This window comes from Streptomyces coerulescens (assembly GCF_042657965.1).
In the GTDB taxonomy this organism is placed as follows: Bacteria; Actinomycetota; Actinomycetes; order Streptomycetales; family Streptomycetaceae; genus Streptomyces; species Streptomyces coerulescens.
In genome coordinates this window covers 258,671-283,113 of the sequence record NZ_JBHSKM010000022.1, presented here as the reverse complement: position 1 = coordinate 283,113, position 24,443 = coordinate 258,671, and the positions used below count along the sequence as shown (strand labels likewise).

General features: G+C 72.3%; 26 protein-coding genes. 20 read left to right on the top strand and 6 right to left on the bottom strand.

The features are described from left to right. Positions 1-46: 46 nt before the first annotated feature. The 3 genes from ACFPQ9_RS28720 to ACFPQ9_RS28710 all read right to left on the bottom strand — a co-directional run bounded on the left by ACFPQ9_RS28720 (position 47) and on the right by ACFPQ9_RS28710 (position 3,226). Entirely contained in the window at positions 47-607 is a 561-nt protein-coding gene (locus ACFPQ9_RS28720; RefSeq protein WP_380859438.1) for a class I SAM-dependent methyltransferase, read from the bottom strand. A gap of 183 nt (positions 608-790) precedes the next feature. Continuing rightward, positions 791-2,275 (bottom strand): MDR family MFS transporter, encoded by a 1,485-nt coding sequence (locus ACFPQ9_RS28715; protein WP_380859435.1) that lies wholly within the window; start codon positions 2,273-2,275, stop codon positions 791-793. A 6-nt stretch (positions 2,276-2,281) separates the two neighbouring features. Beyond that, positions 2,282-3,226, bottom strand: coding sequence for an NAD(P)/FAD-dependent oxidoreductase (locus ACFPQ9_RS28710; RefSeq protein ID WP_380859432.1), 945 nt, complete (start codon positions 3,224-3,226; stop codon positions 2,282-2,284). 83 nt (positions 3,227-3,309) lie between these two features. Between ACFPQ9_RS28710 and ACFPQ9_RS28705 the strand changes: the two genes are divergently transcribed. Further along, the gene (locus tag ACFPQ9_RS28705; protein WP_380859429.1) at positions 3,310-3,765 is read left to right on the top strand and encodes a helix-turn-helix domain-containing protein; all 456 of its coding nucleotides are present in this window, start codon (positions 3,310-3,312) and stop codon (positions 3,763-3,765) included. Positions 3,766-3,824: 59 nt separating this feature from the next. Here the strand turns inward: ACFPQ9_RS28705 and ACFPQ9_RS28700 are convergent, their stop codons facing one another. Further along, positions 3,825-5,069: a cytochrome P450 gene (locus tag ACFPQ9_RS28700; protein WP_380859426.1), complete on the bottom strand. Its 1,245-nt coding sequence runs from the start codon at positions 5,067-5,069 to the stop codon at positions 3,825-3,827. A gap of 127 nt (positions 5,070-5,196) precedes the next feature. Between ACFPQ9_RS28700 and ACFPQ9_RS28695 the strand changes: the two genes are divergently transcribed. The 3 genes from ACFPQ9_RS28695 (at position 5,197) to ACFPQ9_RS28685 (ending at position 8,477) form a co-directional block, all read left to right on the top strand. Then, positions 5,197-6,327: a nitroreductase family protein gene (locus ACFPQ9_RS28695; RefSeq protein WP_380859423.1), complete on the top strand. Its 1,131-nt coding sequence runs from the start codon at positions 5,197-5,199 to the stop codon at positions 6,325-6,327. Between the two features lie 67 nt (positions 6,328-6,394). Next, on the top strand, positions 6,395-7,600 hold the full coding sequence (locus ACFPQ9_RS28690) for an NAD(P)/FAD-dependent oxidoreductase (protein ID WP_380859420.1): 1,206 nt from the start codon (positions 6,395-6,397) through the stop codon (positions 7,598-7,600). A 52-nt stretch (positions 7,601-7,652) separates the two neighbouring features. Beyond that, the gene (locus tag ACFPQ9_RS28685; protein WP_380859417.1) at positions 7,653-8,477 is read left to right on the top strand and encodes an ester cyclase; all 825 of its coding nucleotides are present in this window, start codon (positions 7,653-7,655) and stop codon (positions 8,475-8,477) included. A 100-nt stretch (positions 8,478-8,577) separates the two neighbouring features. On the opposite strand, the gene ACFPQ9_RS28680 is transcribed toward ACFPQ9_RS28685, so the two are convergent. Continuing rightward, on the bottom strand, positions 8,578-9,837 hold the full coding sequence (locus tag ACFPQ9_RS28680) for a cytochrome P450 (RefSeq protein WP_380859414.1): 1,260 nt from the start codon (positions 9,835-9,837) through the stop codon (positions 8,578-8,580). Next, positions 9,837-11,090, bottom strand: a complete 1,254-nt coding sequence (locus tag ACFPQ9_RS28675) for an NAD(P)/FAD-dependent oxidoreductase (RefSeq protein WP_380859411.1) — start codon at positions 11,088-11,090, stop codon at positions 9,837-9,839. The genes ACFPQ9_RS28680 and ACFPQ9_RS28675 overlap by 1 nt, the downstream gene beginning before the upstream one ends. Before the next feature lie 242 nt (positions 11,091-11,332). On the opposite strand from ACFPQ9_RS28675, the gene ACFPQ9_RS28670 reads away from it, so the two are divergent. The 16 genes from ACFPQ9_RS28670 to fabG are packed head-to-tail and all read left to right on the top strand — an operon-like array spanning position 11,333 to position 24,442. Further along, positions 11,333-11,764, top strand: a complete 432-nt coding sequence (locus tag ACFPQ9_RS28670) for an SCP2 sterol-binding domain-containing protein (protein WP_380859408.1) — start codon at positions 11,333-11,335, stop codon at positions 11,762-11,764. 34 nt (positions 11,765-11,798) lie between these two features. After that, complete coding sequence (locus ACFPQ9_RS28665; RefSeq protein ID WP_380859405.1) at positions 11,799-12,728, top strand: LLM class F420-dependent oxidoreductase; 930 nt, start codon at positions 11,799-11,801, stop codon at positions 12,726-12,728. A gap of 47 nt (positions 12,729-12,775) precedes the next feature. After that, complete coding sequence (locus ACFPQ9_RS28660; RefSeq protein WP_380859402.1) at positions 12,776-13,048, top strand: acyl carrier protein; 273 nt, start codon at positions 12,776-12,778, stop codon at positions 13,046-13,048. 5 nt (positions 13,049-13,053) lie between these two features. After that, positions 13,054-14,328 (top strand): beta-ketoacyl-[acyl-carrier-protein] synthase family protein, encoded by a 1,275-nt coding sequence (locus ACFPQ9_RS28655; RefSeq protein ID WP_380859399.1) that lies wholly within the window; start codon positions 13,054-13,056, stop codon positions 14,326-14,328. Further along, positions 14,325-15,461, top strand: coding sequence for a beta-ketoacyl-[acyl-carrier-protein] synthase family protein (locus ACFPQ9_RS28650; protein WP_380859396.1), 1,137 nt, complete (start codon positions 14,325-14,327; stop codon positions 15,459-15,461). Before ACFPQ9_RS28655 ends, ACFPQ9_RS28650 begins: the two co-directional genes overlap by 4 nt. Beyond that, positions 15,462-16,484: a beta-ketoacyl synthase N-terminal-like domain-containing protein gene (locus tag ACFPQ9_RS28645; RefSeq protein ID WP_380859393.1), complete on the top strand. Its 1,023-nt coding sequence runs from the start codon at positions 15,462-15,464 to the stop codon at positions 16,482-16,484. It abuts the gene before it with no gap. Continuing rightward, a complete protein-coding gene (locus tag ACFPQ9_RS28640; RefSeq protein ID WP_380859390.1) occupies positions 16,481-17,251 on the top strand; it encodes an alpha/beta fold hydrolase in 771 nt (256 codons plus the stop codon). Before ACFPQ9_RS28645 ends, ACFPQ9_RS28640 begins: the two co-directional genes overlap by 4 nt. Next, entirely contained in the window at positions 17,248-18,249 is a 1,002-nt protein-coding gene (locus ACFPQ9_RS28635; protein WP_380859387.1) for an acyl-CoA thioesterase family protein, read from the top strand. The genes ACFPQ9_RS28640 and ACFPQ9_RS28635 overlap by 4 nt, the downstream gene beginning before the upstream one ends. Beyond that, positions 18,249-19,451, top strand: coding sequence for a beta-ketoacyl synthase N-terminal-like domain-containing protein (locus tag ACFPQ9_RS28630; RefSeq protein ID WP_380859384.1), 1,203 nt, complete (start codon positions 18,249-18,251; stop codon positions 19,449-19,451). Before ACFPQ9_RS28635 ends, ACFPQ9_RS28630 begins: the two co-directional genes overlap by 1 nt. Beyond that, the gene (locus ACFPQ9_RS28625) at positions 19,445-20,419 is read left to right on the top strand and encodes a beta-ketoacyl synthase N-terminal-like domain-containing protein (RefSeq protein WP_380859381.1); all 975 of its coding nucleotides are present in this window, start codon (positions 19,445-19,447) and stop codon (positions 20,417-20,419) included. The genes ACFPQ9_RS28630 and ACFPQ9_RS28625 overlap by 7 nt, the downstream gene beginning before the upstream one ends. After that, complete coding sequence (locus tag ACFPQ9_RS28620; protein WP_380859378.1) at positions 20,400-21,230, top strand: SDR family oxidoreductase; 831 nt, start codon at positions 20,400-20,402, stop codon at positions 21,228-21,230. The genes ACFPQ9_RS28625 and ACFPQ9_RS28620 overlap by 20 nt, the downstream gene beginning before the upstream one ends. Further along, positions 21,227-22,399: a beta-ketoacyl synthase N-terminal-like domain-containing protein gene (locus ACFPQ9_RS28615; protein WP_380859375.1), complete on the top strand. Its 1,173-nt coding sequence runs from the start codon at positions 21,227-21,229 to the stop codon at positions 22,397-22,399. The genes ACFPQ9_RS28620 and ACFPQ9_RS28615 overlap by 4 nt, the downstream gene beginning before the upstream one ends. 51 nt (positions 22,400-22,450) lie before the next feature. Next, positions 22,451-22,738, top strand: a complete 288-nt coding sequence (locus ACFPQ9_RS28610; RefSeq protein ID WP_380859372.1) for an acyl carrier protein — start codon at positions 22,451-22,453, stop codon at positions 22,736-22,738. Further along, entirely contained in the window at positions 22,735-23,151 is a 417-nt protein-coding gene (locus ACFPQ9_RS28605) for a 3-hydroxyacyl-ACP dehydratase FabZ family protein (protein WP_380859369.1), read from the top strand. Before ACFPQ9_RS28610 ends, ACFPQ9_RS28605 begins: the two co-directional genes overlap by 4 nt. Next, a complete protein-coding gene (locus tag ACFPQ9_RS28600; protein ID WP_380859366.1) occupies positions 23,148-23,657 on the top strand; it encodes a 3-hydroxyacyl-ACP dehydratase FabZ family protein in 510 nt (169 codons plus the stop codon). The genes ACFPQ9_RS28605 and ACFPQ9_RS28600 overlap by 4 nt, the downstream gene beginning before the upstream one ends. A 38-nt stretch (positions 23,658-23,695) precedes the next feature. Further along, positions 23,696-24,442, top strand: coding sequence for a 3-oxoacyl-[acyl-carrier-protein] reductase (gene fabG / locus ACFPQ9_RS28595; protein ID WP_380859363.1), 747 nt, complete (start codon positions 23,696-23,698; stop codon positions 24,440-24,442). Position 24,443 lies beyond the last annotated feature (1 nt).

Here is a 24,443-nt window from a genome sequence, read left to right as displayed (position 1 = left end):
GGGGGCCAGGCTCCATCGGCCTGGCCATCAAGGGCGGGTGGAGCGGTCAGTCGGCCGAACGGCGCACGGCGAGCCGGGCGAACGGCCGGAAGGGGAGCAGCGCGAAGGGGGGGACCATCTCGTGTTCCACCGCGGCGCCGGCGAACTGGGGGGCCTTGGCCACGGCACCGGTCGGCAGGGCGTCCGGCACCGAGCGGAAGTCGTAGACCACGAACCGGCCCCCCGGCCGCAGCACCCGGGCCACCTCGTCGATGGCGCCGGGGACGTCGTTCCAGTGGTGCAGGCTGAGGGTGGTGACGACCAGGTCCATCGTGCGGTCCTCCAACGGCAGATCAGCCGCGTCGCCGAGATGCACGGTGACGCGGCCGTCCAGCCCCTGGGCGGCCGCCCGGTGCCGGGCCCGGCGCACCATCGAGGGAGCGATGTCGAGGCCGTGCAGCGCCAGGTCCGGGCGCCTGCGGGCGGCGGTGAGCAGGAGGTGCCCGGGGCCGGTGCCGATGTCGAGGACGGCGCCGCCGTCGGGCACGCTCGCGGTCTCCGAGGCGGCCCGGTGGTACAGCCCGCCGAGCAGCCACCCGGAGAGCCGGTCGTACCAGACGCTGCTCATGCCCATCCCGCCGGGTTCCCGGTGGACGTGGCGGTGAACGGGCGCGAGGCGCATGAGGCCGCGGTGTCCCGTGTTCGGCGGACGGCGCATGTCGTTGTCTCCGGTGCGTGGTGGCGGTGAGGAGAGACCGGTGCGCGGCCTCTCCTCACCTGCGGGTGACGGTCTCGGGTTTCCGAAAGGGGGTCAGGCGGTGGAGGGCTCGGCCTCGGTGTCCGTCTTCTCCTGGGCGGGGCCGGGGTCCACGCGGGGCACCAAGGCCAGCAGCAGGAGCAGCAGCACGGCCAGCGGCACGCCCCAGACGAACACGTCCGGGATCGCTTCGGCGGTGGTGGCCGGGGCGACCGGGCCCTCGCCGACCTCGCGGGCCAGCAGGTTGCCGAAGAGCGCCACACCCACGGCCATGCCGAGTCCCCGGATGGAGAGGTTGGCCGCCGTGGTCGCCGCGAGGTCGGGGGGTGCCGCCGCGTTCTGCGACACCACCACGAGGTTCTGCATCAGCAGCCCGAATCCGGCGCCGAGGACCACCATGGCCCCGGCCGCGTAGAGGTAGTCCCGGTCCGGGTCGATCGTGGCCAGCAGCACGAACGCCCCGATCAGCACCACCGCGCCGGCCAGCAGGTACGGCTTGAACCGTCCGCTCTTGCCGGCCTTTCCGCCCGCGATCGCCGACACGACGATGAACGGGACGAAGTACGGGATCAGGGCGAGCCCGGCTCGGGTGGCGCTCCAGTCGTACGCGGTCTGCAGGAAGGTCGGCATGAACACCACCGACCCGTACAGCAGCATGCCGAGGACGGCCGTGGCGGGCAGGATCAGGCGCAGCGCGGGATTGGCGAACAGCCGCATCGGCAGCAGCGGGTTGGCGGCCCGCCTCTCCCACTGGACGAACGCCGTGAACAGCGCGACGCACGCCACGGCGAGACCGATGATCTGCACGGATGCCCAGTCGTACTCCCGGCCGCCCCACTCGGTGACCAGCAGCAGACTGACCACGGCGGCGACCACCAGGACCGCTCCGAAGTAGTCGACACGGTCCGTGGCGCCGGCCCGCGGCAGCCGCAGCGCGACGGCGCACAGCACGACGGACAGCACACCGATGGGTACGTTGATGTAGAAGATCCAGCGCCAGCCGGACCCGTCGGTGATGGCGCCGCCGACCAGCGGCCCGCCGACGCTGGCGAGCGCGAACACCGCGCCCGTGAGCCCCTGGACCTTCCCGCGCAGATGCTGCGGATACAGCTCCGACAGGGAGACGGTGGGGATCACGAACAGCGCGCCCGCGCCGATTCCCTGGACCACACGGGCGGCGATCAGCTGCGGCATCGACTGCGCCATGCCGCACAGCAGCGAGGAGACGGTGAACAGCACGACGGCGGCGATGAACACCTCACGCCGTCCGTAGCGGTCGCTGATCCGGCCGTAGAAGGTGCCGGTCGCCGTGGACGCCAGCACATAGGCGGTGACCACCCAGCTGAAGTTTCCGGCACCGCCGATGTCAGCGGTGATCTCCGGCAGCGCGATGGCCACGACGGTCTGGTCGAGCACGGACAGCAGCATGCCGAGGACCAGGGCGATCGAGGCGAGCGGTACGTTGCTGCGGTGGGTCTGTTCCTGGGCGGCGGTGTCCTGGGTGGACTCTTCCGGCCCAGCGGGGATGCTCTCGGTCATGTGCTCTCACGCCCTCCCGGACGCGAACGGGTTGGGCAGCTTGAACTCGGCGCTGAGCAGGTCCTGGTCGAGTATCGCCCCGGCCACCGTGCCGCTGGCGGCCGCCGCGATCACCGCGGCCATGGGCGCGGGCACCGTGGCGCGGCGCGCCATGTCGCCGGCCGCGTAGACGCCGGGCACGTTCGTCTGCGCGAACTCGTTCACCTCGACGCTGGCGTCGGGGAACGTGGCGCAGCCCAGGAGTTCGGCGAAGGGGGCGCGCTGATGCAGCACGGTCTTGATGAAGACGGCGTCCCGCTCCAGCGTCGTGCCGCCCTCGAAGGCGATGTGGCGCAGTCGTCCCGCCTCGCCCACCAGCGCGGTCAACGGCTCCGTCCGTATGGTGACGTCATTGGACTCCAGCACGTTCTGCAGCATCGGCTCCAGCGGTTCGCCGCCCGTGCACAGCACCATGTCCCCGGTGAACCGGCTCAGTTGGAGGGCGAGCCTGACCCGGTCGGGGCCGGCGCCGAGCACCGCGACGTTCTTGCCCGTGACCTCGTATCCATGGCAGTACGGGCAGTGGAAGGCCGACTTGCCCCACAGTTCGGTGGCGCCGGGCACGGGGGGCATCTCGTCGCGCAGCCCGGTGGCGAGCAGCAGCCGGCGGGACTCCGCCATCGAGCCGTCGGCGAAGGTCACCTCGAAGTGCTCGGCGGTCAGCCGGCGCACCGAGTCCACGGCCACGGGGCGCACTTCCACATGCGGGTAGGCGGCCAGGTTCTCCCGGCCCAGTTCACGCAGGGCGGCCGGCGAAGTGCCTTCGTGGGTCAGGAAGTTGTGCATCGCTTCGGCCGGCGCGTTGCGTCCGTCGTCGTTGTCGGCCAGCAGCACCGTGTGATGGGTCCGGCCCAGGGTCAATGCTGCCGACATCCCGGCAGGGCCTCCGCCGATGATGATGACGTCCTTCATGTCCATGTCGTGTGTCCGCTCCCATGTCGTGTGACGTGACTGATCGGCTTGACCTGGACCCAACTCTGCAAGTTAATGTCAACATGAAGTCAAGTGATGCGGAGCCGACGATGACCATCGGCGAACTCGCCGAACGGTTCGATCTGCGCACCCACGTCCTCAGGCACTGGGAGTCGAGCGGGCTGCTGTCCCCCGCGGAGCGGGTGAACGGCAGGCGCCGGTACACCAAGCGCCATATCGCCCGCGTCGCCATGATCGTTCGGGGCAAGGCCGCCGGCTTCAGCCTCGAACAGCTCCGCGACGTCCTCGACGCGGGGAACGTCGAAACCCGCCAGGCCCTGCTGCACGCCCACTACGAGGACCTGGAGCGGCGCATCCGCGAGATCGAGGCGTCGCGCACGCTGATCGAGCACGCGATGAGCTGCCGTGCGCACGACTTCACCGAGTGCCCCGGCTTCAGCCGGCTGGTGGAGTCGCTGAACGAGGGATCAGAGGCCGCGAAGGCGCACTCGGTGGAGCTGCGCGGGCACGTCCACTGACGCCGGCCGCCGCGGCGGCCGGCGCGAGGAATTCCGCCCGCGGAGGGTGACCGAGCGCCCTACCGGACTCCCGAGAACGACACCCGCATCCGCTCGGGACCCCGCAGAATCACATGCGGGCGGTACTCCAGGGACTCCGTCACCACCTGCGGGTCCTCCACCCGGGAGAAGAACGCCTGCAGCGCGAGGGCCGCCTCCAGCTTGCCCAGGTTCGCACCCAGACAGCGGTGCACCCCGCTGGAGAACGACAGATGGTCCAGCCGCCGGCCGGAGGCGCGGGTGATGTCGAAGCGGTCGGGGTCGTCGAAGACCTCGGGGTCGCGGTTGGCGGCCGCGGCCAGCAGCAGCACATCCATGCCGGCCGGAATCTCGAAATCGTCCAGCTCGATCGGCTCCTTCGCCATCCGGTGCAGGATCTGCACCGACGGCTCGAACCGGAGGATCTCCTCCACCGCCGGGAATGCGAGGGAGGGGTCCTCCCGCAGCAGAGCCAGCTGGTCGGGGTGGCGCAGCAGGGTCAGGATGCCGTGCGAGATCAGGTTGGCGGTGGTCTCGTGCCCGGCCATCACCAGCAGCGCCAGCGTGGCGAGCAGCTCCTTCTCGGAGAGCCGGTCGCCCTGCTCCTCCGCCTGCACCAGACGCGCCAGCAGACCCTCACCACGGGCGCCGCCGGACGCGATCAGGTCGCGGAAGTACTGGTAGAACGCGGCCCGGGTCTCGGTGTCCTCCTTGTCGATCTCCGGTGTCCGGTTCGCCGCCATCAGCGGGTCGAGCGCCCGCCCCAGCACCGTCGACCAGGTGCCGAAGATCTTGTGGTCCTCCGCCGGGACCCCGAGCATCTCGCAGATCACCCGCACCGGGACGGGATAGGAGAACACGCTCGGGATGTCGACGGGCGAGCCGGCCCTGGCCACCTGGTCCACCAGGTCGTCGACGATCTCCTTGATCCGGCCCTCCAGGCTCTGCACCATGCGCGGCGTGAACGCCTGGGTGACCAGGCCCCGCAGCCGGGTGTGGTCGGGAGGGTCGAGGAAGGTCATGACCTCCTTGCGCGACTCGACCGCGTCCGTACTGAGAATCCTGGAGTTGCCGCGGTCGGCGCTGGCCAACGGGGAGCGCAGCACGGTTTCCACGTCCTTGTGCCGGCCCAGCACCAGCAGCGCGCCGTCCATCGCGTAGAAGGGCGACCCGGCACGCATCAGATGCAGCACGGGATACGGGTCGGGGCGGTTCGCCGGGTCGAAGAAGGTGATCAGATGCTCTTCCGGGCTCCGCGCGGTGGAAGCCGTCGTCGTCTCCGTCATGGGCCCGAGGATCCGGTCACCGCCCGGCGGTCGACCAGCCGCCGACGCCGTGGTCGTTCGGGCACCTCGCATACACCCTCCAAAGGGCACTCCCCCCGCGTGCGCCCAGCCCCGAGGGTAGCCAGCCATGGGAACCGAACCGCTCGACCCCGGGACCGCGATGGCCGCGTACGCGGCACCGCCGCCGCGGGGAGCAGCTTTCGACGCCTGGCGAACCTGGGAGAGCCGGGACGGCGCGGACGGAGTGATCGCGGCGGGCATCCTGGCGGCCAACGCCCGTAACGTCCAGCCGTGGCGGTTCACCGTCGGCGACCACTCCACCCGGATCGACGTGTACGCCGACCTCGACCGGCGGCAGGGCGCACTCGACCCGTTCGACCGCGAACTCTACGTGGGCCTCGGCTGCGCCCTGGAGAACATGGTGCTCGCCGCCCGGGCCCGCGGACACCGGCCGGAGCTGAGCCTGATGCCCGACCCGGCCCGGCCCGAGCACGCGGCGACGCTCAGGCTCACCCCCGGCGAGCGGGTCCCGTCCGAGCTGTACGACGCCATACCGCACCGCCGCACCAACCGTGGCCCGTTCCTGCGTCAGTCGCTGCCGCGGCCACTGCTCGACGAGATCGCCGCGCTCGCCGGTGACGACTCCGGCGGTCCCGACCTGCTCTGGTTCGCCGACGGCGAGGGCCGGGAGGTGGTCGCGCGGCTCCTCGTCGAGGCCACCGAGGCCGTCATCGCCGACGAGGGGCAGTCGCTCGCCGGCCACCACTGGTACCGGGGCACCGACCGTGAGATCGAACGCAGCCGGGACGGGATGACCGTGGACACCCAGGGCATGCCGCCCCTGATGAGCACGCTGGGCAAGCGGCTGCCCGCGCCCTCGCGGCGCACGGCCGACCGGTTCTGGCTGCGCAACACACGCACCGTGCACGTGGCCACGGCCGCCGCCTTCGGAATGATCACCGTGGCCGACTCCGACGACAGGGCGCAACGGATGCGCGGCGGACGGCTGCTCCAGCGCATCCACCTGTTCGCCACCGCCAGGCAACTGGCCGTCGGCCACCTCAACATGATGACCGTCCGCGCCGACCGGGAACGCGAACTGGGCCTTCCGCCGCGCTTCGGCAAGGCGCTCGAGGAGCTGGTCGGCGACCCCGGCAGACAGACCCTCGTCACCTTCCGCATCGGTCGTCCGGGGCGTGCCGCCGGCACGAGCCCCCGGCGGCCGGTCGCCACCGTCCTCGGTACCGACGCCGGGTGATGCGCCGCTCCCAACCCACCGTACGGCGGACCCGCTCCGCCACCATGCCGAGGAGGCAGAGACCACCATGTACGACGCGATAGTCGTCGGTGCCCGGGTCGCCGGAGCGACCTCGGCCATGCTGCTCGCGCGGGCCGGCCACCGGGTCCTCCTGCTCGACCGGGCGACCTTCCCCAGCGACACCATGTCCACCCACTACGTGCACCAGCCCGCCATCGCCCGGCTCGCCCGGTGGGGCCTGCTCGACCGCCTCGTCGCCACCGGCTGCCCGCCGCTCGACGTGGCCCGCTGGACCCTCGAGGACGTCGGCATCACCGGTTGCGCACCGGCCGTCGACGGCATCAGGACCGCCTACGGTCCCCGCCGCTACGTACTCGATCACCTGCTGGTGAACGCCGCCACCGAGGCGGGCGCCGAGATGCGCGAACGCGCGAACGTCACCGGGCTCGTGTGGGACGGCGACCGGGTCACCGGTGTACGCATCAAGGGCGCGGACGGCCGGGAGATCACCGAGCAGGCCACCGTGGTGATCGGCGCGGACGGCATCGACTCGCTGGTGGCCCGGGAGTCGGGCGCCCGCAGGTACGAGGAGGCCCCCACCCTCAACTGCCTCTACTACACGTACTGGAACGGCCTCAAGGCCGACTACGAGGTCTACGTCCGTGGCCGCCGCGCCATCGGCGTGGTCCCCACGCACGACGACAACGTCATGATCGGCATCCAGTGGCCGCGCGCCATGTTCGACAGCGTGCGCGGCGACATCGAGAGCTCCTACCTCAAGGCGCTGGAGGACACCGCACCCGAACTCGCCCAGCGCGTACGGGAGTCGGAGCGTGCGGCGCGGTTCACCGGCACCGGCCGGCTGCCGAACTTCTTCCGCCGGGCCTCCGGACCGGGCTGGGCCCTGGTCGGGGACTCCGGCTTCCACAAGGACCCCGTCGGTGCCTTCGGCATCAGCGACGCACTGCGGCACGCCGACCTTCTCGCCGGGCTGCTCAACCCCGCGCTCGGCGGTGAACGCCCGGTCGACCAGGCGCTCGCGGACTTCGCCGAGCAGCGCGACGAGGACGCCATGCCCGAGTACTTCTTCAACCTACAGGCGGCCCAACTGGAGCCGATGCCCGAGCTGCTGAACGTGCTGCGGGTGATCCAGGACGACCAGGACCAGATCGACCGGTTCTTCGGCCTCATCGCCGGCAGCTACACCTGGGACGTCTTCTTCACGCCCGACCTCATCGAGCGCGCCGCGGCCCTCGCCGCCCAGGACGCCTGACCGCCGCATTCGTCGTACCGCACCCACGATCAGCAGAGAGGCAGACACCACGATGACCCAGACGCCAGGACGGCGGATCCGGCAGCTCTTCGAGGAGATCTACAACAAGCACGCCTTCGACCGCGCACCGGAGTTCTTCGCCCCCGACTACGTCAACCACCAGCCGGGCGCGGCCCCCGGCGTGGAGGGCCTGCAGACCTGGGCCACCACCATGCTCACCCTGGTGCCCGACCTCAGCTGCACCATCGAGCAGCTGGTGGAGCAGAACGACCGGGTCCTGGTGTACGTCCGCTGGCGCGGAACCATCGGCGGAACCGAGCAGGAGCTGTCCCAGCAGACCGCCAACCTCTACCGGCTGCGCGACGACCGGATCGCCGAGCACTGGAGCGTGTTCGACTACTCCGCCCTCTCCCAGTTCGGAATGACGCCGCCGGACCAGACCACCCAGGCCACCGGCGAGCCCGACTGGAACGCCGGCTCCGGCGAGCAGGAGAACATGCGGCTGGTGCAGCGGGTGTGGGACGAGCTGATGCACCAGCACCTGCTGGAGAAGGCCGATGGCTACTACCGGCAGGACTACATCCAGCACAACCCGTTCGCGGCGCGGTCGGGAAGCGGTCTGCAGGGCATGAAGGACTTCTTCGCCGGGATGTTCCAGCTCGCACCCGACCTGGTCGGCGACATCACCCAGATGATCGCCCAGGACGACCTGGTGGCCATCTTCTGCGTCTGGCACGGACACGAGGCCGCCTCGGGAGACGAGGTGCGTCTGCACACCTCCGACCTGCTGCGCATCGAGGACGGCCTGATCGCCGAGCACTGGGACGTCATGGACTACGCCGCCGTCGCCCGGTTCGGCGTGTCCGCCGAGGCCTGAGCGCAGGCACCGAGCACCACGCGCCGGAGGGGAAGACCAGGACTGGTCTTCCCCTCCGGTCGGTTCTTCCCCTCCGGTCGGTGCGGGATCCGGCGGAGCGCTACCCGGCGGGGCGCACGGTCATCGGCAGCCGGGCCAGGCGGCGTTGCATGAACAGCGGAAGCCACTCGGGTGCGTCGACGACGTCCGAGGCCAGCCGGACCGGCCAGTGCGCCAGCGCCTCAAGGAGCAAGGTGCCCTGCTGCTTGGCGAGCGCGGCACCCAGGCAGTAGTGCAGGCCGTGGCCGAGGGCGAGATGCCGGGCGCCGGGCCGGGTGATGTCGAAGCGGTCCGGGTTGTCGTAGACCGCCGGGTCCCGGTTGGCGGCGCCGATGAAGGTGAGGACGCGCACGCCCGCCGGCAGGATCCGGCCGCTGATCTCCACCTCCTCGGCGGTCCAGCGCCCGCCGCCCGCGGTGGCCAGCTGCAGCGGACTCTCGTAGCGCAGGACCTCCTCGGTGGCCGCGGCCGCCAGATCCGGGTGCTCGCGCAGCAGGTCCAACTGGGCGGGGTTGCGCAGGAAGGACAGAAACGCGCTCGCGGTGAACGCGACCAGCGTCTCGTGGCCGGAGATGAACACCAGGGCGGCGTTGGCGTGCAGCTCACTGCGGCTCATCGCGCCCTGCCGATGCGCCTCCAGCAGGGACGAGAAGAGGTCCTCGCCCGGGTTCTCGCCCCGCACACGGGCCAGATGGGCGAAGTAGTCGTCGAACGCCTCGTACGCCTCCACCGCGCTGTCGATCGAGGCGGGGGCGGCCGGTATGTCGGCGGCCGGCGACATGGCCTGTCCCCAGTCGCGGAGCTTGGGCAGATCCGCCCGGGGGATGCCCAGCAGATCACCGATGGCCTGGAGCGACACCGGGAAGGCCAGTTCGTCCACGACCTCCAGATGTCCGCGGCGCAGCGCGTCCGCGAGAATCCCGTCGGTCAGCCGGCGCGCGTCGGCGAGGACCCCGCCCAGGCGCGGCGAGGCGAAGGGGCGCCGGGTCAGATTGCGCAGCCGGGTGTGGTCGGGCGGGTCGGTGAACAGCAGGGTCCGGCTCATGGACCGCAGCGACTCCGGCACCACGGTGGCCAGCAGCTCGGCCACCGGATCGGGCGGCTGCAGACGCATCCGGGAGTCGGCGAGCACCGCCGTGGCGTCCGCGTGCGCGCTGACCACGTACGAGTCCAGATAGTCCCAGTGCACGGGCCCGCCCAGGGCCCTGATCCGCTCGTACTCCGGGTAGGGGTCGGCCCGGAAGGCGTCGTTGTACGGGTCGAAGTCCTCCAGCGGGGGCACCTCGCCGGACACGGTGTCCTGCCTGGACTGATAGGTCATCAGATTCCCTTCGTGCCGGTCAGCTCCGCCAGGGCGTCGGCGGGCAGTCGCCCGAGCATCGCCAGCAGGTTGTCGGGGGCGAAGAACTCCTCCGCGGGCACCGATCCCGCGATCATCCCGAAGAATCGGTCGGCGTCCTCCTGGTGCGTGGCGACGACCCGGACCAGTTGCCGGGTCATCGGGTCCAGATCGAAGCCGGCCGCCTCGCAGGTGAACTCGTAGATCAGCTCGGAGGCGGCGTTGCGGGTCCGCTCGTAGCCCGCGAGCGCGGACTCCCACTCCTCGGTGCCGGACCACACCCGGTCCACGGCGTCGGCGAGCAGCTCCGCGTCCCGCCAGGCGTCCGAGATGCCCTGCCCGGTGAGCGGGTCCTTGTGGTAGCCGGCGTCGCCCACCAGGGCCCAGCCGGGGCCGTACGGCTTGCGATAGAAGTTGGCCAGGTCGGCGGTGCCGCGGAACCGGTCGACACGCTCCGCGCCGTCGGCCATCTCGCGTGCGAGCGCGGGCGCCGCCTCGGCGATGGCCTTGTGGTAGTGGCCCTCGATGTCGCTGCGGTAGGTGGAGTAGAACGAGTGCGGGCGCGCCGCCTGGATGAGACAGACGTCGTCGTGGGTCGGGATCACCCCGATCTGCTTGTCCCCCATGAGGTACACCTCGTTGAGGTGCCGGCGCTCCGGTGACAGACCGCGCCAGTAGGAGTAGTAGACGACCGTCAGCGGCGGCCGCTCGTGGTACTTCTCGGGGCCCGTCTGCCGGGCCACCAGGGAGTTACGGCCGTCGGCGCCCACCACCAGCGCGGCGCGCGCGGTGTGCTCCTGGCCGCGGCACTGGTACCGCACCCCCGTCACGCGCCCGGTGTCGTCCTGGAGCAGGGAGCGCACGGTGCACCGCTCGCGCACCTCGGCCCCCGCCTCCCGGGCCGCGGCCACGAGCAGCGCGTCGAGCACGGTGCGGCGCGGTGCGAGCGCCATCCCGACGCCGTCGTACGGGGGAGCGAACCCCCGGACCGACAGGTCCTCGCCGAACCACCACACCGCCTCGGTGATCGGTGGGCAGCCGGTCGCGGTCAGCCGGTCGAGGAGCCCCCAGCGCCGCAGCCGGGCCAGACCGCTCGGCTGGACGTAGTGCGTCGAGACGGTGTCCTTGGGGAACGTCGCACGGTCCAGGACCAGCACGCGGTACCCCTTGCGGGCCAGCAGCATCGCCAGTGGCGATCCCGCGCAGCGGGCACCGACGACTATCACGTCGTACATATGACCTCCGCATGCGTGCGGGGCGGCCGGCGGGACGCCGGTGCCCCGCACAGCAAAGCCGCGCCGCCGGAAGTCCGAAAGGCCTGGGGGAGGTGCCCACTCGGGCAGCGCCTTCGGCCCGTCGGCCCGGCCGCTCCCGGCGGCGCCCGATCCACCGGCCTGACGGCCCTGTCTCCGCCCGCGGCCGCCCGGCAGCCTGAAGGCCGTCCGAGACACCGGCTCTACCGACACAGGAGCGTGCGATGCCCCTGGACACCCGCAGGTTCGAAGAGATCAAGGAAGCGGCCGGGAGCCGCAAGGAGGAGGAGGTCTTCGACTTCGCCCGGCAGCAGACCGGCGGTATCGCCGGACTGCTCGACGACGTGTTCGGGAACATGCCCGAGGCGTTCCGGGCCGACCGGGCCAAGGGGCAGGAAGCGGCCTTCCAGTACCTGATCAACACACCCGACGGGGTCTTCGAGTACTTCGTCGAGATCGCGGGCGGCAGCTGCCGGACCGGCCGGGGACGCGCGGAGTCCCCCAAGCTCACCACCACGGTGGGGCTGCCGACCTTCCTCAAGCTGCTCACCGGCCGGCTCAACGGCATGCAGGCGTTCCTCGGAGGCAAGGTCAAGCTCTCCGGCAACACCCTCTACGCCGCCAAGTTCGAGCACTGGTTCGAGCGCCCCGCCTGAGCAGACAGCGCCGCCACCGCCCTGGAGATGCCCCGTGAAGTTCGGTATCGCACTGCCCACCGTCGGTCCGCCGGGCCGTCGCCGCTACCTCCTCGACGTGGCGACGGCCGCCGACCGGATGGGGTTCGACTCCGTCTGGGTCAGCAGCCATGTCGCCCTGCCGCGGACCCGCCAGAGCACGTGTCTCTACCCCCGTGCCAAGACCGCCAACGCCTACAACTGGGGCGTGGCCTGGCTCGAACCCATCGCCGTGATGGGCGTGGTCGCCGGCGTCACCGAACGCGTGCGCATCGGCACCCATGTCATGGCGCTGCCCTACCGCAACCCCGTCATCCTCGCCTCCGAACTGGCCTCGCTCGACCAGCTCTCCCTGGGCCGTACCGTCCTCGGCGCCGGAATCGGCTGGATGGACGAGGAGTTCAAGACCGTCGGGGTGCCGCGCACCCAGCGAGGTGCCCGCACCGACGAGGCCATCGAAGTGATGCGCACCCTGTGGGCCTCCCGTCATCCCACCTCCTTCCACGGCCGGTTCACCGACTTCGAGGACATGTGGCTCGCCTCCCGGCCGCACAGCAGGACCGGGCCGCCCGTGTACGTGGGCGGCAACACCGACGCGGCCCTGCGCCGGGTGGCCAGGCTCGGCGACGGCTGGCTCGCGCACGAGCTGTACCCGGACGAGATCACGGCGGCCCGCGCCAAGCTCGACCGGCTCACCACCGAAGCGGGCCGTGACCCCGCCGACGTGGTGACCACCGTGCGTCGCGCGCTGGTGCCGCCCTTCGAGGTCATGGACTTCATGTCCGACCGGGTCAGCATCACCGGCACCGCGGACCAGGTCGTGGAGGAGATCGACGCCTACCGCCGGGCCGGGGTGCAGCTGATGGTCCTGGACCTGTCCATGCGTCCCGCAGAAATCGTCGAAACCATGGAGTGGCTGGTCAAGGACGTCCTCGTCCGGCTGTGACCGGCTCACGCCGCTTCCGCGTCCCACCCACCGACCCTGGAGAGCAGATGACCACGCCGGACAAGACCGTCGCCAGCCGCGAGGCGCGCAAGGCAAAGATCAAGGAGATCGTCTGCCGGATCCTGGAGATCGATCCCGCGGAACTCACCGACACCAGCCTGTTCAAGGAGGAGCACGACGCCGACTCGCTGCGGGCCATCGAGATCCTGGCCGCCCTTGAGCGCGAGTTCGACATCACCATCGAACAGGACGAACTCAGCCGCATGGTCAACCTCGACGGTGTGGAGTCGGTGGTGGACCGGGCACTTCCGGCGCGGTGAGCACCGTGACGACGAACAGGCCGCCCGAGGGCGGGCCGGGGCCGCGGCGGGTGGTGGTCACCGGTCTTGGCACGGTGACCAGCATCGGCATCGGTGTCGGGGAGTTCCTCGCCGGGCTGCGCGAGGGGCGCAACGGCGCGCGGCCCATCACCGCCTTCGACACCGAGGGGTTCGCCCACGCCAACGGCTGCGAGGTGGCGGGATTCGACCCCGATGAATGGATCACCCACACCTCCGCCGAGAACCTGGGCCGTGCCGCGCAGTTCTCCACGGCGGCTGCCGTCATGGCGGCACGCGACTCGGGAATGGACCTCGCCGAACTGCGCTCCCGCCGGTCCCTGGTGTGCATCGGCACCACCGACGGCGAGTCGGCCGATCTGGACCGGCTGGTCGCCGCCGAGCTCGCCGACGGGCCCGAGCACCTCGACACGACCGTCGCCCGCCGCACCTCCGCCGGCCGGCTCTCCTCCGCGGTGGTCGCCGAACTGGGCCTGACCGACGTCGAGGCCACCACCCTCGCCACCGCCTGCGCGGCCGGCAACTACGCCATCGGCTACGGGCTCGACGCGCTGTGCGGCGGCGACGTCGACGTCGCCCTGGTCGGCGGCGCGGACGCGATGTGCCGCAAGACCTTCACCGGCTTCTACCGGCTCGGCACCATCGCCCCGGAGGCCTGCCAGCCGTTCGACCGGAACCGCAAGGGCATCCTGACCGGCGAGGGAGCGGGCGTCCTGTTGCTGGAGACCCTGGAGTCCGCGCTGGCCCGCGGCGCCCGGATCTACTGCGAGGTGCTCGGCTACGGCCTCAACTGCGATGCCCACCACCCGGTCGCCCCCGACCGCGACAGCATCGCCCGATGTATCGAACTCGCCCACGGCAACGCCCGCGTCAAGCCCGGGGAGATCGACTTCATCTCGGCGCACGGCACCGGCACCAGGGCCAACGACGTCACCGAGGCCGCCGCGATCCGCCAGGTGTTCGGCGAGCGGCCGCCCAGCACCATCTCCATCAAGGCGATGATCGGGCACACCATGGGCGCGGCCAGCTCCCTGGCCTCCGCCGCCTGCGCCCTGGCCATCGCCGAGGGCTTCATCCCGCCGACCATCAACCACGTCGAGACCGATCCCGAGTGCGGGCTCGACTGCGTCCCCAACGAGCCGCGCGAGGCGGACCTGCGCGTGGTGCAGAACAACGCCCTCGCGTTCGGCGGCAACAACGCCGTACTGATCCTCGGCAAGTACGCCGAGGCCGAACCGGCGCTCGCGGGGGAGGCCCGATGAGCGCGCTGATCACCGGCATGGGCGCGAACTGCAGCGTCGGCGCCGACCGGGTCGCCACCTTCGACGCGCTGTGCGCCGGCCGCACCGGACTGGCGCCGCTGCGCGGCTTCGACCCGGCCGGGTTCCGGGCCCGCAACGCCTACGAGATCGACGACAGGCCCGCGCCCGGTGCGGATCGCCCGATGCGGCCCACCCGATGGCTCCTCGACGCCGTCGCCGAGGCGCTGGCCGACGCCGGTATGCCCGAGGACCTGACGGGCATACCGGTGGTCCTCGGCACCACCCTGCGTGAACTGCGCTCCGTCGAACTGAACTGGTGCGACGGCACCGCCTTCGACCCGGCCGACCTCCATTTCGGCACGGCACTGCGCCGCCGCTTTGACGCCGACCGCACCTACACCGTCGCCAACGCCTGCGCCGCCTCCCTGTACGCGCTGGGCATGGCCGTCGACCTGATCGACCTCGGCGAGGCGGACACCGTGGTGGTGGCCGGCGCCGACACCATCACCGAGAGCACCTACGGCATGCTCGACCGCGTCTACCACAAGGCACCCGACGCGGTACGCCCCTTCGACCGCGGCCGGCGCGGCATGCTCCAGGGCGACGGCGCCGCCGCGGTGGTGCTGCACCGCACGGCGCCGCCCGGGACCCGGCCGCACGCCCGGGTCAGGGGAGTCGGCGTCAACTGCGACGCCCACCACCCCTCCGCCCCCGACGCGGAGAACATCGGCCGGGTCATGCGCGATGCCCATGCCAGGGCCGGGGTGAAGCCCGCCGACATCGACCTCGTCATGCTGCACGGCACGGGAACCCCGCACAACGACGTCGCCGAGGCGCAGGCGCTCGTCGAGGTCTACACGGGCGTGGAGGACACCCCGCGGATGACCGCGATCAAGTCGATGATCGGGCACACCGCCGGTGCCTCCGGGCTGCACAGCCTGATCACCGCGGTGCAGTCCCTCGCCTCCGGCCGGGTGCCGCCCACGCTCGGCCTCGCCGACCCGATCGAGGAGATGGCCGGCTTCCGGCTGGGCGCCGAGCCGGTGGTCGACCCCGAACTCTCCCTCGCCCAGATCGACTCCTTCGGCTTCGGCGGCCTCAACGCCGTGGCCGTCGTGGAGAAGGTGGCGTAGATGGGGGCAGCGGAAGCGACGGTGCGCGCCGAGGTGTTGATCAGCGGGTCGGGCACCGCGCTCGCGGGAGTGCCCGGACCGGGCGCCCTGCTGGATCCGCCGGGCGGTGAACCCGGCACGGATCCGGTGGACTCGCTGCGCGGACCCGGCCTGCGGTACAAGGACCGCGCCACCAAACTGGCCCTGTGCGCCGCGCGGGACGCCCTCGCCGACGCCGGGCTGCTCGGCCGCGACGGGGAACTCACCGTGGACGGCGACGACTTCGGCGTGGTGGTCAGCAGCAACTGGGGCAACGTCGACACCGTCTGCGACGCCTCGGCCACCATCAGGCGCAGCACGTACAAGGCGACCAGTCCGATGCTGCTGCCCAACACCGCCAGCAATGTCACCGCCTCCTGGGTCGCCATCGCCCACGGTCTGCGCGGCGCCAACGTCACCCTGTGCAACGGCCCCACCTCCGGGCTCGACGCCGTGCACTGGGCCCGCACCCTGATCGCGGCCGGCCGGCTGCGGCGGGCCCTGGTCATCGGCGTCGAGCCGGTCAACGAGCCGGTGCGGCACCTGGTCGGCGACGCCGGGCCGTTGCTCGACGGAGCGGTCGCCCTGGTCGCCGAAGCCGCCGATGCCGTCCGGGCCCGCGGCGGCACCCCGCTCGCCCGCATCGGCCGCTACGCACGCTCGGGTGACCTGCCCCGTGCTCTGGCCGGCGCGCGGCAGGGCGAGAGCAGCCCGCCCGACGCGTGGTGGCTGCCGGAGCGCCCCCTGTCACCCGCGACCCCGGACACCACACGCCCGGCCGGTGTCCCCGCCCACGACCTGAGCGCACGTCACGGCCGCTGCTCGGGCGCGCTCGGAGTGCTGCAGTGCGTGGCCGCCACCGCCGAACTCGCCCGCACCGGAGGCGACTCGATGCTCGCCGCCGCGGGACAGGGGCCCCGCGCCGGCGGTCCCGGCGAGGACGACGCCGCCGCCGCGCTCGTACTGCACCGCGTGCCGCGGCCGCTGGGAGGAGCCACGTCATGAGCGCACTGCGGGTGACCCTGCTGCACGGCCTCGCGGGCAGCACACGTCTGTGGGACCGGTGCCGTGCCGAGGCACCCGAGGGCGTGCGGATGACCGCGGCCGACATCGACTGGCCTTTCGACGGCACCGCGCGCCCCGGCCTGCCCGGCGACCCCGCCCGGCTCGTCGGGCACGTGGCACGCGGCACCCGTGCCCAGGTGGTGGTGGCCCACTCGTTCGCCGCCAACGCCCTGCTGGAACACCTGCTCTCCCCGGACGCGTCGTCGCTGTCCGCAGCCGTACTCGTGTCCCCCTTCTACCGGCCGCGCCCGCAGGAATTCGACTGGGAGACGATCTCCTACTACTTCAACCAGTTCCATCTGATCCTCGAAGAGGGACTGCACGTCTCCGCGGGCGGCCGGCTCGACCCGGCGGTCCGGCACGCCATGGCCCTGCGCGTGCGGGAGACCATCGGCCCGTACGGCTGGATGGACTTCTTCGGGGCCTATCTGCGCACCCCCGCGCTACCGCTGCACCGCATACGGCTGCCCGTCCTGATCGTCACCGGCCGGGACGACCGCGCCGCGCCCGAGTCCGACGCGCGGAACCTGGCCCGCGCCCTGCCCACGGCCCGGCTCGACGTGCTCCCGTCCTGCGGGCACTTCCCGATGGCCGAGCGGGCCCGGTCCTTCACCCGGCTGCTCGGCGACTTCCTCGCCGCGCTGCCCGCCCCGTCCGACCGCTCCGCCGGCGCCCCGCCGGCCGACGCCCCGCTGGAGATGACGTGACCAAGGCACCCGTGTTCACCGCCCGTTCGCTGCCGGAGTCCGTGGACGCCCTGGAGCGCCCCACGACCGTGCACCTGCGGCCACGCTACGAGGGCTCCAACATCTGTACCTGGATCGGCTTCAAGCACGTCAACTACCTCGTCGAGGAGGCCGTCCTCGAGCATCTGCGGCACAGCGGCTGGGCCGCCGGGATGCTGTACGAGGACTTCGGGCTGTGCGTCGACATCGTGAGCATCGAGGCCGCGATCCTGTCCGCCACGCACATCGACGACATCGTCAGCGCGCGGGTCGTCGCCGAGGGACGGGCCGTCGACGGAGAGATCGCGCTGACCGTCGGGCTCGACGTGCACGGGCCCGCGACGCCGCTCAAGACGGTCTCCGCCAAGGTCCGGGTGGCGCTGCGGCACGACCCGCGCGGCGGCGGGGCCGCCCCCGTGCCCCAGGTGCTGGAGCCGTACACCGTCAAGGAGATCGACCGCGCCTCACTGGTCCGGATACCGGTCGCCTCCACCCCGCCGGCCACCGTCGCGGACGGGGACGCACTGCTCGCCGCACTGACCCAGGACGCCAACGCCTACGGCTGGAAGTGGCGCATCCCGTACTTCTACTGCCACTTCACCGAGCGGCTGCAGATGTCCGGCTACCTGCGCCTGATGGAGGAGGCCGTCGACCTCTTCCTCGCCGACCGCGGCATCTCCATCAAACGGCTGCTGGACGAGCAGAACTGGATCCCGGTGGTGCCGAAGAACTCGGTCGTCATGCTCGCCGAGGCCCGCATGGAGGAGGACCTCTACACCGTCCTCACCGTCGAGGACGTGTTCAAGCGGCTCATCTACACCGCCCGGATGGACTGCTACGTCCTGCGCGACGGCGTCCCCGTGCACACCGCGACCGGACGCATCACCCACGGCTACGCGGTGATCGAGAACCGGCGGGACTGGAGCCTGGTGGAGTTCGACGACCGTATGATCCAGCGGCTCAACGGGCAGCACGGCTGATGGATCCCGTTCTGGTCACCGGAGTCGGTGCCGTGACGTGCCACGGCACCGGAGTGCCCGCGCTGCGGGACGCCATGGCCCGTGCCGGGGCCAGGCAGCCCGACAAGGTGCCCGACCCGTGGGCGCGCATGGAGCTGCCCCTGATGTACCTGGTGCCGGAGCCCGCCCTCGGTACGGACGCGGGCGACGGCCCCGGACGCGCCGCCTCCTTCGCCGTACGCGCGGCGCACGAGGCCCTGGCCGGTGCCGGCCTGGCTCCGCGGGAACTGCGCGCGGGGCGGGCCGCGGTGGTGCTCGGGACCTGCATGGGCGCCATCGGTGACCGGGAACGGGACCACGAACCGGCCGTCGCGGGCCCGTCGGACGAGCCGGTCGCCACCCACTCATGGCGGCCCGACTTCGACGTGTCCTCGCGGCTCGCCACCGAACTCGGCGTCACCGGACCCGCGAGCAGCGCCAGCAACGCCTGTGCGGCCAGCGGCTTCGCGCTCGCCACCGCCGCGGACATGATCCGCTGCGGCGAGGCCGACGTCGTCGTCACCGGAGGCGCCGACGCCTACTCCCGTATCGCGCTCGCCAACTTCAACCGGCTCGGCGCCGTCGACGCCCAGGGCTGCCGGCCGTTCGCCGCCGACCGGGCGGGCACCGTCTTCGGCGAAGGCGCGGGCATCGTGGTGCTGGAGTCGGCGGCGCACGCACGGGCCCGCGGCGCCCGGCCGCTCGCCGAGGTCGGCGAGTCCGGCTGGAGCTGCGACGCCGGCCACCCCACCGCACCGGAGGAGAGCGGCGAACAGATCGTCCGCGCCCTGAGCGACGCCCTGGACCGCACCGACGTCGCGCCCGGCGACATCGGCTGTGTGATCCCGCACGGCACCGGCACCCGGCTGAACGACCGGGTCGAGAGTGCCGCCCTGCGTGAGGTGTTCGCGCCGGAGGCGGCCGTACCACCGCTGTACAGCCTCAAGGCGCTCCTCGGGCACACCGGCGGGGCCGCCGCCGGACTCGCCACCGTCGCCGCAACCCTGATCGTCGGACACGGCAGCGTCCCGCCCAACGTGCCCGTCGGGGCCCCGGATCCCTCCTGCGACGTGCCGCTGCCGGCCGTCGAGACCCCGCTCACCGGCACGGCCGTGCTGATCAACGCCTACGCCTTCGGCGGCAACAACATCTCCCTGGTGGTAAGGGAGGCGGCGACGTGCTGACACCGCGGCACCACGGTCACGACATCGTGGTCACCGGCGTGGCCGCCGTCGTCCCGGAACCCGGCGACCCGCCCGGCGCCTGGTTCGACGCCGACGCCGAACTCGGGCCGCGCGGCCACAAGTACCTTCCGCAGGGCGCCCGTTACCTGCTCGCCGCGGGCCGGCGCGCCCTGCGCTCCGCCACGACGCCCGAGGGCGTACCCCCGCAGCGCCGCGGACTCGTCGTCGGCACCAACAACGGACTCGCGCCGCTGTTCCGGGACATGGACCGTACGGTCGTCGACACCGGCGCCGAGCGGCTGCGTCCCGCGCTCGCCCCCTACTTCGCCGTCAACGTGCTCGCCGGACGGTTCGCCGCCGAACAGTCCTTCAAGGCCTTCAGCTGCACCCTCACCACCTCCGGTGTCGCCGGTGCCGAGGCGCTGCAGACGGCCGTCCGGGCACTGAGCCTGGGCCGTGCCGACCTGGTGGTGGTCGCCGCCGTGGAGGACCGGGCCGCCGCGGCAACGAAGGCGGGGCCGCCCCCCGAAGAGGGCGCCGTGGCACTGGTTCTGGAGCCGCGGGCCGCGGCCGAACGCCGGGGCGCTCCCGTGCGCGGCACCCTGCGCGCCGCCGGCACCTTCGTACCGCCGCACGTCAACGCTCCCGACGGAGCGCTCGGCCTCGCCGTCGACGACCTGCTGAGCGCGGTGCAGTCCGAGCCGCCCGCACCGGTCCACGCGGTCCTCGACGACTCGGCCCGAGGCCGGGCCGTCGCCGCACTGCTGCGCGCTCCCGCCCGGCGGGTGGCCGCGCGAGCCGGGTGCCTCGCCCCCCTGCTGAGCGCGGCGCAGCCGTTCACCGCCGGCGGCGGGCAGCGGGTCGTCGTCACCGCGACGGCCCCGGGGCACCTCGCCGCCGTGCACGTCCTCGCCGCAGAACTTCGACAGACCCCGTCAGGAGGCTTACGTGCGGAATCCACTGCGTGACCGCTGGTGCCTGGTGCTCGGCGCGTCGAGCGGCATCGGCCGGGCGACCGCCCTCGCCCTCGCCGAACAGGGCGCTCATGTCGCCGGGGTGCACTTCGACCGTGCCGAGGGCGCCCAGGCGGCCAAGGAGCTGGAGTGCACCCTGCGCGCCCAGGGCGTGCGGGCGCACCTGTTCAACGTCAACGCGGCGTCCGACCGAGGGCGGACCCGGCTGGTGCCCGCCCTCGCCGAACTCACCGGCGGTGCGCCGCTGCAGACCGTCCTGCACTCCCTGGCCTTCGGCAGTCTGGTGCCGTTCCTGCCCACGGACGAGACCAAGCAGGCGCTCTCCCGCCCCCAGCTGGAGATGACGCTCGACGTGATGGCCCACAGCCTCGTCTACTGGACCCAGGACCTGCTGGCCGCGGGGCTGATCGCCGAGGGCACCCGGATCTTCGCCATGACCAGCGCCGGCACCAGCCAGGTCCTGCCGAGCTACGGCGCGGTCTCCGCGGCCAAGGCCGCCCTGGAGTCCCATGTCCGCCAGCTCGCCTGCGAACTCGCCCCGCACGGCGTCGCGGTCAACGCCCTGCGCGCGGGCGTGACCATCACCCCCTCGTTGCTGCGCATCCCCGGACACGAGGAGTTCGTCGGCGAGTCGGCGGCGGGCAATCCGCACGGCCGGCTCACCACACCCGAGGACGTCGCCGAGGCGGTCGTCCTGCTGTCCAACGCCCCGTCGTCGTGGCTGACGGGCAACACGATCGGCGTGGACGGCGCGGAACTCGCCGCCGCCGGCGCCACTTGGAGCCGACGGGAGACGACCCGATGACCACCACCGTGCCCGAAACCGCCGCCCGCGCCACCGCACCCGGCGCCACCACCGTGATCTCCGAATGGTCGGTGCTCTCGCCGTACGGCATCGGCGCCGAAGTCTTCGCCGAGGGCGTCTCGGCGCGCCGCCCCGTCGTGCCCCGGCTCAACCGGGACGTCTGGCAGGCGCCGGGCGAGGCCTGCCTGGTGCCGGGCTTCGACATCGCCGGGCTGCTCGGCAGCCGCGGCACCCGTACCATGGACCGGCTCACCGGCCTCACCGTCGCCACCCTCGGCACCCTCCTGGAACCGAACGGCCGCCGCCGCCACCTCGACGAGCCGGAACACGTCGGCCTCGTCCTCGGCACCGGCTCCGGCAGCGTGCAGAGCACGATGGACTTCACCCGCGACGCGCTGACCGGCGCCAAGCCCTTCTACGTCGATCCGGCGCTGTTCCCCAACACCGTGATGAACCGCGCCGCCGGGCAGAGCGCCATCTGGTACGGCCTGAAGGGCCCCAACGCCACCCTGGCAGGCGGCCCCCTCACCGGACTCCAGGCCCTGCGCTACGCCACCCGGCTCCGCGAACGCGGCTACAGCCGGACGGTGCTGTGCGGCGCCGTCGAGGAGTTCTCCGAACAGCGTGCCTGGCTCGCCTGGCACACGCGCGGCGCGGAGCGCCGCCGGACGCCGCTGGCCGAGGCGTGCGCCATGTTCCTGCTGGAGGACGCCGACACCGCCCAGGACGCCGGCCGCACCCCGCGCGCCGACATCCTCGCCGTCCGCTTCGCCGCCGGTCCGCAAGGCGTCCGGCCCGCCCTGGAGCGCTGTGTGCGCGGCGCGCTCGAAGCGGCCGGCACAGCGCCCCACGAAGTCGCCTTCGCCGCGCCCTCGGGCCGCCTCACACCGCCCCCGGGCACCTGCCCCATGGGCTTCGGAGAGCAAGGCCGGGCCGACGACGTGGAGACGGTGGAGACCGCCGTGCTCGGCGACGTGCTCGACGGCGCGGACGTCGAGTACATCGGCGTGCGCGAACTGCTCGGCGACGCGTCCGCGGCCTCGGCGGGGACCCAGCTCGCCGCGGTCCTCGCCGCCGCGGCACACCGCCCCCGGCCCGGCGCCGCCGCCGTGGTGACCTCCGTCGACGACGACGGACTCGCCGCCTGTCTGGTCCTGCGGCTGCGGTGACCGGCAGCCCTCGTCCTGTACGCCACCCGAACCGGCAGTGAAAGGAACGTCATGGCAGAAGAGACCCGTACCGCCCCCGGCCCCGCGACCCACACCGACCTGGACAAGGAGCGGCTGCGCGGCCTGCTCGCGGAGATCCTGGACGTGGACGTCTCCGAGATCTCCGACCGGGCGCACTTCGTCGACGACCTCGGGGTGGACTCGCTGATGGCCCTGGAGATCACCGTACGGCTCGAAGCGGAGTTCCCCGTGAAGCTGGCCGAGGAGGAGCTGACACAGCTCGCCACCCTCGACGACACCTACGCGCTGCTCGACGCCAAACTGCGGGCCGCCTCATGACCGCGCCGGCCGTTCCCCTGCCCGTCTCGCTGCTCGGCATGGATCCCCGGTCGGTCACCCGCGACGGGGGCACGATGACCGCACACGCCACCGTCGATCCCGCGCACGAGGTGTTCCCCGGGCACTATCCGGGCTTCCCCGTGCTGCCCGGCGTCTGCCTCATCGAGTACGCCGACCGCAGCATCCTCCTCGACCAGCGGCGCCTCGGCCGCGACCTGGAGCTGGCCGCGGTGGAGCGCTGCCGCTTCCGGGAGCCGGTGTTCCCCGGCGATGAGCTGACCCTGCGCGTCGACTACGCCATGGACGACGACTCCGGTGAGCTGCGCAGCGACGTGCTGATCAGCACCGACCGGGGACGCGCCGCCGAACTGCGGCTCCTGCACCGTGCGGTGGGAACCGGGGCGACCGGATGAGCACATGGGCCGCAGACGCGGACGCCATCACCCGCATCATCCCGCACCGCTTTCCCGTCCTGCTGGTCGACCGCGTCACTCAGATCGACCCGGGGCGCACCCTGACCGCGCTCAAGGCGGTCACCGTGGGCGAACCCTGCTACCGCAGGGCCCCCGCCCACGGCGGCCCCGCCCGCTTCCACTACCCACGCCCGCTGCTCGTGGAGTCCTGGGCCCAGGCGGCGGTGCTGCTCGCCGTCTGGGACACCCCCAACCCCGATGTGACCACGGGGAAGGTCGAACTCGCCGGCGCCATCGACCGGATCGCCTTCCGTCGTCAGGTGCTCCCCGGGGACCTGCTGGAGCACCGGGTGCAGGTGGTCCGGGCGGTCGGGGACACCACGATCCTGGCCGGCGAGACCCGGTGCGACGGCGAACCCGTGGCCGAGATCGGCCACTTCATCGTCGCGCTGCGCCCGCTCGCCTCCGTCGCACCACCGCTCGCCACCGGCCGCACCGGCCACTGAGACCCGCCGTCCCGCAGCCCTTTCGAGGAGATCCCGCCATGTCAGCACCGGACCGTCTCGTCGCCCTGGTCAGCGGCGGATCACGGGGCATAGGCCGCGCCGTCGTGCAGCGGCTCGCCGAGACAGGCCACGACGTGGCGTTCTGCTACCGGGGCCGCGGCGACGCCGCCGAGGAGACCGCGGAGGCGGCAGGCAAGACCGGGGCCCGCGTCCTGCCCGTCCAGGCGGACGTCACCGACCCCGAAGCCGTCCGTGCCTTCGTCGCCGCCACCGAGAAGGAGCTCGGCCCGATCAGCACCGTCGTCGGCTGTGCCGGCGTCATCCGCGACAAGCCCCTGCTGATGATGGGCGACGACGACTGGCGCGAGGTCGTCGACACCAACCTCAACGGAACCTACAACGTCTGCCGCGCCGTCGCCTTCGGGCTGATGAAGCGCCGCGCGGGCAGCATCGTCACGCTGTCGTCCGTCAGTGGTCTGCACGGCAACGTGGGGCAGGCCAACTACGCCGCCACCAAGGCCGGGATCATCGGCTTCACCAAGTCCCTCGCCAAGGAGCTGGGGCGGCACGGCATCCGCGCCAATGTGGTGGCGCCGGGCTTCATCTCCACCGACATGACCGCCCCGTTGTCCGAGAGCACCGCCGAGAGCATGCGCACACGCATCGCGCTCGGCCGGTTCGGCGGTCCGGAGGAAGTGGCCGACCTGGTGGCCTTCCTGGTGTCGGAGCGGGCCACGTACATCACCGGCCAGGTGTTCGCCATCGACGGCGGCATCTCCCTGTGAG